Annotated in this window: 17 protein-coding genes, 1 tRNA gene and 1 other annotated feature; all 18 genes read left to right on the top strand. The window is 40.7% G+C overall.

Going from position 1 to position 12,982, the window contains the following annotated elements:
* Window positions 1-162: 162 nt before the first annotated feature.
* The 18 genes from cooS (at window position 163) to rplL (ending at window position 12,920) form a co-directional block, all read left to right on the top strand.
* Window positions 163-2,061: an anaerobic carbon-monoxide dehydrogenase catalytic subunit gene (cooS, locus tag CHL1_RS13520; RefSeq protein ID WP_250933425.1), complete on the top strand. Its 1,899-nt coding sequence runs from the start codon at window positions 163-165 to the stop codon at window positions 2,059-2,061.
* 26 nt (window positions 2,062-2,087) lie between these two features.
* Complete coding sequence (locus CHL1_RS13515; RefSeq protein ID WP_148636695.1) at window positions 2,088-2,873, top strand: ATP-binding protein; 786 nt, start codon at window positions 2,088-2,090, stop codon at window positions 2,871-2,873.
* Between the two features lie 72 nt (window positions 2,874-2,945).
* The gene (gene acsB / locus CHL1_RS13510; RefSeq protein ID WP_250936289.1) at window positions 2,946-5,114 is read left to right on the top strand and encodes an acetyl-CoA decarbonylase/synthase complex subunit alpha/beta; all 2,169 of its coding nucleotides are present in this window, start codon (window positions 2,946-2,948) and stop codon (window positions 5,112-5,114) included.
* Between the two features lie 177 nt (window positions 5,115-5,291).
* The gene (locus CHL1_RS13505) at window positions 5,292-5,939 is read left to right on the top strand and encodes a DUF8180 domain-containing protein (protein ID WP_250933423.1); all 648 of its coding nucleotides are present in this window, start codon (window positions 5,292-5,294) and stop codon (window positions 5,937-5,939) included.
* A gap of 157 nt (window positions 5,940-6,096) precedes the next feature.
* Window positions 6,097-6,294, top strand: a complete 198-nt coding sequence (locus tag CHL1_RS13500; protein WP_070372466.1) for a CooT family nickel-binding protein — start codon at window positions 6,097-6,099, stop codon at window positions 6,292-6,294.
* A 3-nt stretch (window positions 6,295-6,297) separates the two neighbouring features.
* Window positions 6,298-6,720, top strand: a complete 423-nt coding sequence (locus CHL1_RS13495; protein ID WP_070372467.1) for a DUF3842 family protein — start codon at window positions 6,298-6,300, stop codon at window positions 6,718-6,720.
* Window positions 6,721-6,939 carry a DUF8180 domain-containing protein gene (locus tag CHL1_RS13490; RefSeq protein WP_070372468.1) on the top strand — a complete coding sequence of 73 codons (219 nt, stop codon included), beginning with the start codon at window positions 6,721-6,723 and terminating at the stop codon, window positions 6,937-6,939. It begins immediately after the preceding gene.
* Window positions 6,940-7,155: 216 nt separating this feature from the next.
* Window positions 7,156-7,989, top strand: coding sequence for a M15 family metallopeptidase (locus tag CHL1_RS13485; protein ID WP_250933421.1), 834 nt, complete (start codon window positions 7,156-7,158; stop codon window positions 7,987-7,989).
* 142 nt (window positions 7,990-8,131) lie between these two features.
* A tRNA-Arg gene (locus CHL1_RS13480) sits at window positions 8,132-8,208 on the top strand.
* Between the two features lie 181 nt (window positions 8,209-8,389).
* Window positions 8,390-8,575: a hypothetical protein gene (locus CHL1_RS13475; RefSeq protein WP_250933419.1), complete on the top strand. Its 186-nt coding sequence runs from the start codon at window positions 8,390-8,392 to the stop codon at window positions 8,573-8,575.
* Between the two features lie 76 nt (window positions 8,576-8,651).
* A complete protein-coding gene (locus CHL1_RS13470) occupies window positions 8,652-9,149 on the top strand; it encodes a GNAT family N-acetyltransferase (RefSeq protein WP_250933417.1) in 498 nt (165 codons plus the stop codon).
* A 255-nt stretch (window positions 9,150-9,404) separates the two neighbouring features.
* Entirely contained in the window at window positions 9,405-9,554 is a 150-nt protein-coding gene (gene rpmG, locus CHL1_RS13465) for a 50S ribosomal protein L33 (RefSeq protein WP_014355470.1), read from the top strand.
* An 18-nt stretch (window positions 9,555-9,572) separates the two neighbouring features.
* Window positions 9,573-9,950, top strand: a complete 378-nt coding sequence (gene secE, locus CHL1_RS13460; protein WP_084633762.1) for a preprotein translocase subunit SecE — start codon at window positions 9,573-9,575, stop codon at window positions 9,948-9,950.
* Between the two features lie 13 nt (window positions 9,951-9,963).
* Window positions 9,964-10,500, top strand: a complete 537-nt coding sequence (gene nusG, locus CHL1_RS13455) for a transcription termination/antitermination protein NusG (RefSeq protein ID WP_070372471.1) — start codon at window positions 9,964-9,966, stop codon at window positions 10,498-10,500.
* Between the two features lie 71 nt (window positions 10,501-10,571).
* Window positions 10,572-10,997, top strand: coding sequence for a 50S ribosomal protein L11 (gene rplK, locus CHL1_RS13450; protein ID WP_070372472.1), 426 nt, complete (start codon window positions 10,572-10,574; stop codon window positions 10,995-10,997).
* Window positions 10,998-11,058: 61 nt separating this feature from the next.
* Window positions 11,059-11,748 carry a 50S ribosomal protein L1 gene (rplA, locus tag CHL1_RS13445; RefSeq protein ID WP_070372473.1) on the top strand — a complete coding sequence of 230 codons (690 nt, stop codon included), beginning with the start codon at window positions 11,059-11,061 and terminating at the stop codon, window positions 11,746-11,748.
* Window positions 11,749-11,822: 74 nt separating this feature from the next.
* Window positions 11,823-11,943 (top strand) — a sequence feature (ribosomal protein L10 leader region).
* 24 nt (window positions 11,944-11,967) lie between these two features.
* Window positions 11,968-12,489 (top strand): 50S ribosomal protein L10, encoded by a 522-nt coding sequence (rplJ, locus tag CHL1_RS13440; protein WP_228882624.1) that lies wholly within the window; start codon window positions 11,968-11,970, stop codon window positions 12,487-12,489.
* Window positions 12,490-12,536: 47 nt separating this feature from the next.
* Window positions 12,537-12,920, top strand: a complete 384-nt coding sequence (rplL, locus tag CHL1_RS13435) for a 50S ribosomal protein L7/L12 (RefSeq protein WP_228882626.1) — start codon at window positions 12,537-12,539, stop codon at window positions 12,918-12,920.
* Window positions 12,921-12,982: the final 62 nt, after the last annotated feature.

Genomic DNA, 12,982 nt, shown 5'->3' with positions numbered 1-12,982 from the left:
GTATCACTCACCTACATTGTATAACATTTAACAATGTTTGTAAAGGGTAATTTGATTATTTTTTTCGATATGATAAAACTTTTTGCAAATCCGTAAAAATTATCTATTATACGAAACGGGTGCGTTGATATAAATTATAAAATTTAGAGAGGTAGAAAAAATATGAGCAATGAAATTTTAAACTACGATAAGGTCGCTGAAGCTTCCCTTGCGAAAGCTCAGAGAGATGGCGCAGAAACAATGTGGGATCGCCGTGCTGCACAAAAAACCCAATGTGGTTTTGGGGAAGCAGGGGTATGTTGCCGAATTTGTGCAATGGGTCCATGTCGAGTCAGTCCAGTTCCTGGAAAAGGTGCTGAAAGAGGTATTTGTGGAGCGAATGCAGACACAATTGTAGCCAGAAACTTTGCCAGAATGGTTGCTGCAGGTACATCTGCTCACTCGGATCATGCTCGTGATATCGTTCATGCAATGCATCATGCTTCTGCAGAAGGTCCATTTAAAGTACGTGATGAAGCAAAATTACGTCGAATTGCTAAGGAATGGGATGTTGTTGACGCTGATACCAAAGAAACTTACGCATTAGCACATGAAATGGCTGAAATTGCCCTTGAAGAATTTGGTAAACCATTTGGAACTCAACGTTTCTTAAAGAGAGCACCAAAAGCTCGTCAGGAAATTTGGGCACGTGAAGATATTGCACCACGAGCTATTGATCAGGAAGTTGTAACATTAATGCATTCAACACATATGGGTTGTGCTGCAGATTATGAAAGCATTTTCCGACGTGGAATGAGAACTGGGATGTCTGATGGATGGGGTGGTTCCATGATCGGAACTGAATTCTCGGATATTCTTTATGGAACACCAACTGCAAGAGCATCTTCATCTAACCTGGGTGTTATTGATGCTGAAATGGTTAATATCCTGATCCATGGTCATGATCCTAACCTTTCTGAAATGCTTGTATTAGCTGCTCAAGATCCGGCTATGGTGGAAATGGCTAAATCTGTTGGTGCTAAAGGCATTAACATCGTTGGGATGTGCTGTACTGGTAATGAAATGACCATGCGACATGGTATTAAAATTGCCGGAAACTTCTACCAACAAGAAATGTGTATCATTACTGGTGCAATGGAAGCGGTTGTTGTTGACGTACAATGTATCTTCCCGGCACTGCCTGAACTGGCTAAAACTTACCATACACGATTCATCAGTACATCACAAAAAGCAAAAATCGCTGGCGATATGTACATCGAATTCTCTGAAGCAACTGGCTTAGAAAATGCTGCTGAAATCGTAAAAATTGCGATCAATAACTTCCCGAATCGTGATGCTTCCAAAGTAGAAATTCCAGACATTAAACAAGATACAATGGTTGGTTACTCTGTAGAAACCATCATTGATCATCTGGACAAAGTTGTTAACTCTCAGTTAGAAGATGGTCTGGGAACAGTTAAACCACTTACTGACGTTATCTATGCCGGTGTTATCCGTGGAGCTGCTGGTGTTGTTGGTTGTAACAATCCTAAACAACAACATGACTATGCACATATCACAGTTATGGAAGAACTGATCAAACGTGACGTCATCTGTGTTGTTACTGGTTGTGCTGCTCAAGCTGCTGCAAAAGCTGGTTTATTAACATTAGAAGCAAAAGAAAAATGTGGTCGAGGTCTGTTAGAAGTTTGTGAACGTGTAAACATTCCACCAGTACTTCACATGGGTTCTTGTGTAGATATCAGCCGTATCCTTCACTTAGTAAACCTGTGTGCAGATTTAAAAGGAATCGATCCAGCCTTATTACCAGTTGTTGGTATCGCTCCAGAATGGATGTCAGAAAAAGCCGTTGCGATCGCTAACTACGTAGTTGGTTCTGGTATCAATACTTATCTGGGTGTTATTCCACAAGTATTGGGTTCACCAAACTTCACTAAACTGATGACTGAAGATGTTCAGGAATTCATCGGTGCCCACTTCGTATTCGAAAAAGATCCAATTGTCATGGTTGATAAGATCATGGAAGATATTGAAGCAAAACGAGTTGCATTAGGTATCTAATTATATAAAGATAGACAGGTGATAAAATGAAAATAGCATTAACAGGAAAAGGCGGGGTTGGAAAAACAACCATCTCAGCAAGTTTGAGCCGATATTTTGCCGACCAGGGATATAATGTGTTAACAGTTGATGCTGACCCCGATGCCAATCTTGGTCTTGCCTTAGGCATGAGCGAAGAAATGATTGCCAGTATTGTTCCTATTTCTGAAATGAAAGACATGATTGAAGAACGTACTGCTGCCGATACCGGTTCTTTTGGTTCAATGTTCAAAATGAATCCAGAGGTAGCTGATATCCCCGACCGTTATGCCAAAGAATTTAATGGTGTTAAATTACTGACGATGGGGACGGTCGATACCGGTGGATCCGGTTGTGTCTGTCCGGAGCATGTGCTTTTAAAAATGCTGATGAGCCATCTGGTTTTATACCAGAAAGATGTGGTCATCATGGATATGGAAGCTGGCATTGAACATTTGGGTCGTGGAACCGCTGGTGCCGTCGATGCCTTTATCGTTGTCGTTGAGCCAGGTGTTCGCAGTATTCAAACTTATCATAAAGTTAAATCCATGGCTACGGATATTGGTGTTAAACAAGTTTATGTTATTGGAAATAAAATCCGGAATGACGGAGACATCGCCTTTCTTACCGAAAAAATCGGAGCTGAAAACATTATTGGTTTCTTAAACTACCGTGATGCGATTTCAGAGTCTGACCGAAACAACAAGTCACCCTATGACGATCCTGTCATGAAAGAAGACATTGCCAATTTAGGTAAGCGGATTCTGGAAATTGTACAGGAAAAAAAGAAATAACGAGTTTTAAATAAAGCAACAAAAATCTAATGTTAATTGAACGAATCTAAGGAGGAAAAAGTCCATATGAATATGAATCTTTTTGATATTGTTTACGACGGTCAAGCCCAGTATCAGCAACGTGCTGAAGAAATGGTTGCCAAAGTCGTTGCTGAAAAGGGAAAAGAAACACCAGTAAAATTCCCCGGTACTGCTTACGCACTGCCTTGTATCTATGCCATCACCGGTAAAAAAGTTACCAACGTAGGTGAATTAGAAGAAGCCTTAGAACTTGCAAAAGCTAAGATCAACCGTACAAATTACCTGCAACAAGGCTTAGATGCCGGAACTTCTGCTGCAATGTGTGCGGAAATCATTGAAGCAGTTAAATATGTTTATGAAGATCTTCCATACGCAGGTCGTGCAGTTGAAGATTTAAATACAACTGATGTTCGTTACTTAGGACATATCACTGATGCTGAAGTTCGTAACTTCGGTGTGCCACTGGTTACTGACGACATCCCAGGTGTTGCTGTTATTATCGGTGAATGCAAAGATGCTGAAATGCTTGCTAGCATCGTTAAAGATTACCAGGGCAAAGGTTTATTGACCTTCATGGTTGGTAAAGTAATTGACCAGGCGATCGAACAAAAAATCAAAATGGGTATCGACCTTCGCGTTATTCCTTTGGGATACGAAATCGAATCTGTTATCCACGTTGTATCTGTAGCGTTACGTGCCAGCTTAATCTTTGGTGCAACACCTCCTGGCGACTTCCTGGCTCACCGTACCTATACCAAAAACCGTGTTAAAGCGTTTGTTAACGTATTTGGACCATGGGATAACAAAATTATTGCTGCCGGAGCTGCTGCTATCGAGTTAGGCTTCCCAGCTGTAACTGAAACATACATCAACGAAGTACCAACCTTATTATTAAACCAACCAGATAACAGCAAAGTTGTTGCGACTTCTTTAGAAGCCCGTAACATCAAAATCAAAGTTACTGAAATCGACTGTCCAGTTGCTGTTTCTTCAGCCTTCGAAGGTGAACGTGTTCGTAAAGATACCATGTTTGCTGAATTCGGTGGAAACAAAACGGAATGTTGGGAACTTGTAACAACTGGTGATGTTGCTGAAATGGAAGACCACAAAATTACTGTGGTAGGACCTGACATTGATGACGCTATGTTCGAAGGTAAAGACGTTGTTCGTCTGCCAATGGGTGTTGTTGTTAAAGTTGGTGGCAAAGCAATGCAAAAAGACTTTGAAACCGTACTCGAAAGACGTATCCATTACTTCACAAACTATATTGAAGGCGCAATGCATGTTGGTCAAAGAAATATTGCATGGATCCGTTTAACAAAAGAAGCATTTGAAAAAGGCTTCCGTTTAAGACACATCGGTGAAGTTTTATATGCAAAAATGCGTTCTGACTTTGATAAAGTTGTTGACAAATGTGAAGTTACCATTTACACCAATGCAGAAGATGTAAAACGTCTTGGCGAAGAACTGGTTAAACCGATCTATGCTGAACGTGACGAACGAATGGGCGCTCTGACAGATGAAAGTGTTGATGAATTCTACACCTGTCTGTTATGTCAATCATTTGCTCCAAGCCATGTTTGTGTAGTAACACCAGAACGTTTAGGTCTTTGTGGTGCTGTTTCCTGGTTAGATGCTAAAGCAACTAAAGAATTAGACCCAACCGGACCTAACCAACCAATCGTTAAAGGCGAAGCTATTGACGAACGTTTAGGACGTTGGGATTCTGTAAATGAAGTAGTAGCCAGAGATTCTCAAGGTGCTGTTGAAGCAGTTACACTGTACTCAATCCTTGAAGATCCAATGACATCATGTGGTTGTTTCGAATGTATCTGTGGTATCATGCCAGAAGCAAACGGTGTTATCATTGTAAACCGTGAGTTCGGTGATACTTCACCAGTTGGTATGACTTTCGGTGAATTGGCTTCAATGACCGGTGGTGGGGTTCAAACTCCAGGCTTCATGGGTCATGGTCGATTCCTGATCGGTTCTAAAAAATTCATGTCAGCAGAAGGCGGTTTACAACGAATCGTTTGGATGCCAAAAGAATTAAAAGACGATGTTGCAGAACGTTTAAATAAAGCAGTTAAAGAAATGACCGGAATTGAAAACTTCGCAGACATGGTTTGTGATGAAACAATTGCCAGCGATTCTGAAGCAGTATTAGAATTCTTAGAATCAAAAGGACATCCAGCACTTGCTATGGATCCAATTATGTAATACATTTTGACCCTGTCAAAATAAAGACATGCCTGAAGGCAGAACACAGACGTGTTCTGCCTTTTTTTAACCCAAAGCATAAACTTACACAGTTTAGAATAATTCAAAATAGCTATCGATTTATTAAGAAAAGGATGCTATAATTATAAAAAAATCAGATCAACAGGAGGAAACAATATGTGTAGCAATAAAGAACAACACAGCCATGGTGAGCATCATGAGCATGAAGAAGGCCATCCGCATTTAGGTGGAGCCCAACACGAACATCAACATTCGCATCCGCATACCGGGGATGAAGGTCATGAACACATTCATGAGCATAATCACGAACATGGACACACCCATAGTCACCCTCACAGCGATGACCATGATCATGGCAGTGAACATACCCATACAAAAGAGCATGAGCATGAGCACACCCATCATCACGCCCATCCCCACCCTCATAAACATGAGCACGCACATGGACATGAAAGTCAGGCCCATGCCCATGGCCATGATCATTCGCATGGACACGATCACACACACGGCCATGATCATCCCCACCCCCATGTTCACGGTGATGGTCATTGTGGACACCACAATAAAAACGGCGCCGGTTATTGCCATGGTGGTGATGTCGAAAATAAGGATGTTGAAATCCTGGGATTGCTACTCGATCACTGGGTGGCGCACAATCAGGATCATGCCATGGAATACAACACCTGGGTTGAAAAAATGAATCGTTTGGGTAAAAATGATGTTGCCGAGTCCTTAATCGAAGCAATTGCACTGATGAGCGAAGCCGATAAGCATTTGGTGGCAGCAAAAAAAGAGTTAGGTTAAGCAATTCTAAAATTTGCACATTACTCGACCAGTGCGGATGATACGAATAGCGATGAAAGTCGTCTAAAAACTTATAATAAACCAGTTGCCCCCTGACTTGTGTTAGGGGGCAGACTATGTTAAAATAACCTCAATTAGAAGAAAGGAGACTGAGAACATGTGTGAATCTTCAGCTTATATGATCACTCCTGAAGGAGAAACTAAAATTATGGACTACGTTGTTGATATCGTTCCAAATGAAGATGGCAGTTTAACCCTGTCGGATTTATTGGGCGGTACAAAAATTGTTCAAGGCAAATTAAAAGAAGTCAAGCTTCTTAACCACAAAATTATTATTGAAGGAACAACGGTCTAGACGATGAACATAGTAGTGCTAGACGGCATGGGAGGAGGCATTGGCTCTCGAATTGTCGGTATTTTAAAAGATGAAATACCACCATATATTGAAATATATGGTTTGGGAACCAATGCGCTGGCCACTGCGGCGATGTTAAAAAAAGGCGCCAATAAAGGTGCTACTGGCGAAAATGCCATTGCTGTTACCGTGAAAAAAGCTGATTTTATCATCAGTTCAATTGCGATGACCATTCCAAACTCGATGATGGGAGAAGTCACTCCGAAAATGGTTGAAGCCATTGGAAATAGTGATGGATTTAAAATCTATATTCCGATTCTACCGGAAAATCACCATATTGTTTCACTGGAGGAAAAACCATTACTACTTCAAATTCGTGAAGCAGTATCCTTGATTAAAAAAGAACTCAATTTGGGAGACGTATAGATGGATGATAAATTAAATATGGATAAAGAAGCCGATATTTTCAAGGTGTTTCTTGCTCATTGGATTAATCACACCGGAGACCATATTGCAGGCTATCAGGAATGGGCCGATAAATTGCAGGGAACATCAAAGGACAATGTGTCCCAGGAGATTTTAATAGCGATCGCTAAAATGCGAGAAGCTCAAAAGAAGATTATGGAAGCGAAAATGCGCTTTTAATAACAGAATAATAAATCGCATCATAATGATTATTGCCATGCTTGAAAGCAGGACTTTTTGTTCTGTTTTTTTTATTGTGGCATCGAATTAAACCTGTTAATGTGACAAATCCCCGGAAGAATATAATGTTCGACCGGGGATTTTTTCATAAAAAATTATGCGAACTTTTAAAAGTTGGTGTATAATGAAATTATAAAAAAAGAAGAAGGTTTAAAAATGCGAATCAAAGATAAAAAACGTTTTATCGTTGCATGTGGTGGTCTGGCGGCTATTTTGATTCTGGCTATTGCAGTTTTAACGCTCGGTTTTTGGCATCGGAACGAAACCCAGTCAGAAACCACCAACCAGAAAAATTCACAGGCATCAACGGCGCAAACAACGAATGCAAAAACAGAGTCTGATCCGGTGACGACAAATCAGGCGGCTGTAACCGAACAACCGGCACAGAGCGAAACAAAAGAAGAAGAAAAAAACAACGCCGCAGAAAGTGGAACCGGCACAGATAGTATCACGACACTGGTTAATAAAAAGCATAGTATTTCAGCCAGCTATATCCCCAGCGATCTGGTCACTGTTGACTTACCATCAACCCGGGATACCCAGCTGAGAAGTGTCGCTGCTGACGGGTTGACAAAACTGTTTAAAGCAGCAGAGAGCGCTGGTTTAGAATTATACTGCTGCTCGGGTTATCGTTCATACGAAACCCAGTCCGAGCTGTATGCCTGGAATGTGGACACGTATGGGGTTGACGGGGCCGAACTGGTCAGCGCCCGACCGGGAATGAGTGAGCATCAATTGGGCTTAGCCATGGATGTTACCAGTGCGACTGTCGGTTTTGATCTGTTAGAGAGCTTTGGTGCAACACCTGAAGGACAATTCATTAAGGATAACGCCCATAAGTACGGGTTTATTGTCCGTTATCCTCAGGGTAAAACCGATATTACCGGTTACGCCTACGAGCCCTGGCATTTGCGCTATTTGGGTGTGGATGTGGCGACGGCGATTTACAATAGCGGAAAAACCATGGAAGAATACTATGGCACCAATTAGGGTCTGGTTAAAAAATATAAATGCACAAAAGGATATCCTAGGGTATCCTTTCTGTGAGCGTTCAGTTTTTTTCCTGAGGCAGATCGGATAAAAAACTATTTTCAAAGAATTAATTGTCTGATATAATAAGCAAGTATTTTGTGCGCCCGTAGCTCAGGTGGATAGAGCAGTAGTTTCCTAAACTGCGTGCCGGAGGTTCGAATCCTCTCGGGTGCACCATTTGAATGTGGCGGCGATGGCCGTTTTTTTTATTGGCGGAATTAACTATCGGCGTTTAAAATACAGATGGATGTAAATAATTAATTAAATAAGTAAGAAACGGTTGCAAAGTGTGACAACAAGGCTTATACTTCTTAGAGTTATTAAACGGTAGCAATGCCACAAAGCGGGGGGAGTGCTGATGGAAAATTATAAAAAGTATTTAATTGTCTGTGGACTGCTTCTATTGTTTGCGCTCATTTCTCCGGTCATTATTGCCTGGATCAGTGTGATCCTCTCTCCGCTGATTACAACGGTAGGGGTCGTTGCCATTATTTTTATCGCAACGGTGATAATTGCCTGGTTTGGGAAAATTGGTCGCAAATAAACGGTTGATAACGAGTTTTTAAAAATCATCCGAACACAAAAAAACAATCTGAATGATACAGGAGATAATTGACACATTGGAAATACGATTAGTAGAAGAAAGAGATTACCTCAGAGTGCTGGAAATTCTGAACGAATCCATTGCGGCCCGAAAATTTACGGCCCAGCTTTCGCCGGCAACCATGGAGATGCGTAAAGACTGGTTCATTCATCATTCGGCGCCACGACATCCGATGTATGTGGCCGAAGTCGATGGCAAGGTGGTTGGTTGGGTGACGCTCACTGAATTTCGCGCTGGCAGAGAGGGGTTTCGCTTTACTTCAGAAATAAGTTATTACCTGGACAGCCATTTTCACCGCCAGGGCATTGGTTCAATGCTAATGCAGCGAGCGATAGAAGCGGCCCGGGAAATCGGATTCAGAAACCTGGTGGCAGTCGTATTTGACACCAATATCAGCAGTCGCAAGCTTGTCAAAAAACATGGGTTTCGGTTATGGGGGCATATGCCAGAGGCAGTTGATATCGACGGAAACTTAATCGGCTGTGATTATTGGGGATTAAAAATAGAAAAATAGTAAATGCTGCTTGATTATTTTCGGCGTTGCTGATATAATTTTAATGTTGTTCAAAAGGCTATATGCCTTTTTTTATTTGAACCGCAACAGCAATAATCGGACAGTCACTGATAAAGAAAATCATGGATGATTAGCAATGTTTTCATTGACAAAAATCAGGGTCTTATGGTATTCTATGTTAGTGACTATGAAAATAGGGAACGTGTGCCTGCATGTTCCTGCGGGTGTTGATATAAGGATGTAGGAGGTGCTGGAATGAGAGTAAAAGTTACTTTAGCATGTACAGAATGCAAGCAAAGAAATTACGATACCATGAAAAACAAGAAGAATAACCCTGATCGTTTAGAAGTGGATAAATATTGCAAGTTTTGCAAGAAGCATACACCACATAAAGAAACGAAATAATGGATAAAGAGGAATATCATGGCAACTAACAAAAAAAGTAAAAATGCCAGTAGTAAACAAGGAAAAGATAACACCCCACAACAGGCACAAAAAACCGATGATAAGGCTGCAAACCTCGTAAAAGAGGAAAAGAAAGCGCCTCAGTCAACGGCAAAAAATGAGAAAAAAACAGCAAAGAAGTCAAGCGATAAAAGTAAGGAACCGAATATTTTTCAGAAGATGGTCGGCTTTTTAAAAGGCGTTCATCATGAACTGCGAAAAGTTACTTGGTTAACTAAAGATGAATTGATAAAGAAATCTGGCGTTGTTGCCGGAATTGTTGGGATATTCACTTTTCTCGTTTGGGTTGTTGATTCAGGATTAGGTGCACTTGCCGCGTTATTTATGAACATTTAGGTAAGGGAGAACCATGGATACTAATCAACAGGAACAGGCCCAATGGTTTGTTGCACATACCTATTCCGGTTATGAGAATAAGGTAAAGGCAAGCATTGAAGCCACCGTCGAAAACAGAAATATGGAGGACGTGATCCTTGAGGTTCAGGTTCCCGTACAAGAAATAGTGGAAAGTAAAAACGGCAAAAAAGTCGTTAAGGAGAAAAAGCTATTTCCAGGTTATGTCATGATTAAAATGTTCATGACAGATGATTCATGGTATGTTGTCCGAAATACCCGTGGTGTAACCGGGTTTGTTGGTCCTGCCTCAAAACCTGTTCCGCTCTCAAAGTCAGAACTTAAGAGTATGGGCATTCGTCAGCAGCGTGTGGAAATCAGTATGCATGTTGGTGAAGAAGTGAAGGTCATTGAAGGACCACTAGAAGGGTTCACCGGTGTTATTGAAGAAGTGCATGCCGAGAAATCAAAGGTCAAGGTCAATGTTTCCATGTTTGGTCGAGATACCCTCGCTGAACTGGGATTTGAACAAATAGAAAAAATAAACACTTAAGGAAAAAACTATTCTTCATGCTACTCCAATTAGGAGAAAAAAAACTATAATAAAATGAAGGAGGTGTTATCATGGCAAAAAAAGTAATTGGTATGATTAAATTACAAATTCCTGCCGGTAAAGCAACACCAGCACCACCAGTTGGTCCTGCATTAGGTCAACATGGGGTTAATATTATGGGATTCTGTAAAGAATTCAACGCAAAAACTGCAAATGAAGCAGGAATGATTATTCCTGTTGTAATCACTGTTTATCAGGATCGATCTTACTCATTTATTACAAAAACACCGCCAGCTGCGGTTCTATTAAAGAAAGTTGCTGGTATTGAGTCTGGATCTGGGGTACCTAACAAAACCAAGGTAGCTAAGGTTACAACTGAACAATTAAGAGAAATTGCAACATTAAAGATGCCTGACTTAAACGCAGCATCTGTTGAAGCAGCGATGAGAATGATCGCTGGAACTGCCCGTAGCATGGGTATCACAATCGAAGAATAATTTTAGAAGGTAGAAACACCTTAAGTGGGAGGGAAACCGCTATTACCACAAGGAGGCAAAGATGAAAAAAGGAAAAAAATATCAGGATTTGGTAAAAAGCTTTGACAAGCAAGAGCTTTTTGAAATTGATGCAGCAATTGCACAAGTCAAAAAACTGGCGACAGCAAAGTTTGATGAAACCATTGAATTGCATGTTAAATTGGGTGTTGACTCACGTCATGCAGATCAACAGGTTCGTGGAGCAATCGTTCTGCCACATGGTACTGGTAAATCAGTTAAAGTTCTGGTTATCGCCAAAGGCGACAAACTGAAAGAAGCTGAAGAAGCTGGCGCTGATTTCTTTGGTGAAGACGATATGATCGATAAAATTCAAAAAGAAAACTGGTTTGATTTTGATGTAATGATTGCTACTCCAGACATGATGGGTAAGGTTGGTCGTTTAGGTCGGGTATTGGGACCTAAAGGGTTAATGCCAAATCCTAAATCAGGAACGGTAACTATGGATATTGCCAAAGCTGTAGCCGATACCAAAGCCGGTAAGGTTGAGTATCGTTTGGATAAGACCAATATTATTCATGTGATCATCGGAAAAGCATCGTTTACCGAAGAAGCCTTAAAAGAAAACATGATGGTATTATTGGAAACTGTTAAAAAAGCAAAACCAGCTGCTGCCAAAGGACAATACTTCCGCAGTGTAACCTTGGCAAGCACCATGAGTCCTGGAGTTAAAGTCAATACAGGAAAAATCTAGAAGTTTATTGCTTTTTATATAATAAACTTTGAAACGACTTGACATAGAAAATGACAAATGATACAATAACGTCGTTGTAAAGACGCATTCATCCATAGACAGTAGGTTTGTAAATCCTACCGAGGTTGAAGAGATAAACGCTTATGAATAATAAAGCTCTCTTCACGCTGTGGAGTGAGCTTTTTTGATACGATTTTATAAAGGAGGTGCAGATAATACATGCCAAAAATTGAAGAAAAACAAGTGATTGTCCAGGAAATTGCGCAGAAACTTCGTAACGCCCAAACAGCGGTTCTCGTTGATTATCGTGGTTTGAATGTTGAAGAAGTAACTGAGTTACGTTCCCTGGCGAGAGCAGCAGGTATCGACTACAAGGTATATAAAAATTCAATGATGCGGTTCGCTGCAAAAGAAACCGGTTTTGAAGGTTTACTTGATGTTTTGGTTGGACCTACTGCAATTGCTTTCTGTGATACAGATCCAGTTGCACCAGCAAAACTAATCAGCGAGTTTGCAAAAAAACATAAGGCTTTAGAAATTAAAGCAGGTATGGTAGATGGTAAGGTTTTAGACGTCAAAGGCGTCTCAGATCTAGCTGAATTACCACCACGAGAAGTACTGGTTGCCCAGGTTCTGGGTGGCTTAAACGCACCAATTTCAGGTTTTGTTAACGTACTTAACGGAAACATGCGTGGATTGGTTGTCGCATTAAATGCGATCGCAGAACAAAAACAAGCATAATTCGAAAAAAACTAAATTAAAGAAAGAATATTTGGAGGATTTATAAAATGGCAAGTGAAAAAGTAACACAATTAATTGAAGACGTAAAAGGTTTAACAGTATTAGAATTATCTGAACTGGTTAAAGCATTAGAAGAAGAATTCGGCGTTAGCGCTGCTGCTCCAATGGCTATGATGGCTGCTCCAGCTGCTGGTGGTGCTGCTGAAGAAGTAGAAGAAAAAACTGATTTTGATGTAATCCTGGCTTCTGCTGGCGATCAAAAAATCAAAGTTATCAAAGTTGTTCGTGAATTAACAGGCTTAGGCTTAAAAGAAGCAAAAGCATTAGTTGACGAAGCTCCAAAACCATTAAAAGAAGGCGCTACAAAAGAAGAAGCTGATGATATTAAAGCTAAAATTGAAGAAGTTGGCGGAAGCGTCGAAGTAAAATAATTACTCGATAACCACTAAAAATCACTTGCTTGCGCAGGTGATTTTTTTGTTTAACAGACGAA

The sequence above is a fragment of the Acetobacterium wieringae genome, assembly GCF_023700225.1.
Classification (GTDB): Bacteria; Bacillota; Clostridia; order Eubacteriales; family Eubacteriaceae; genus Acetobacterium; species Acetobacterium wieringae.
The sequence above is the reverse complement of the archived record's forward strand: the minus strand, read 5'-3'. Positions and strand labels throughout refer to the sequence as shown.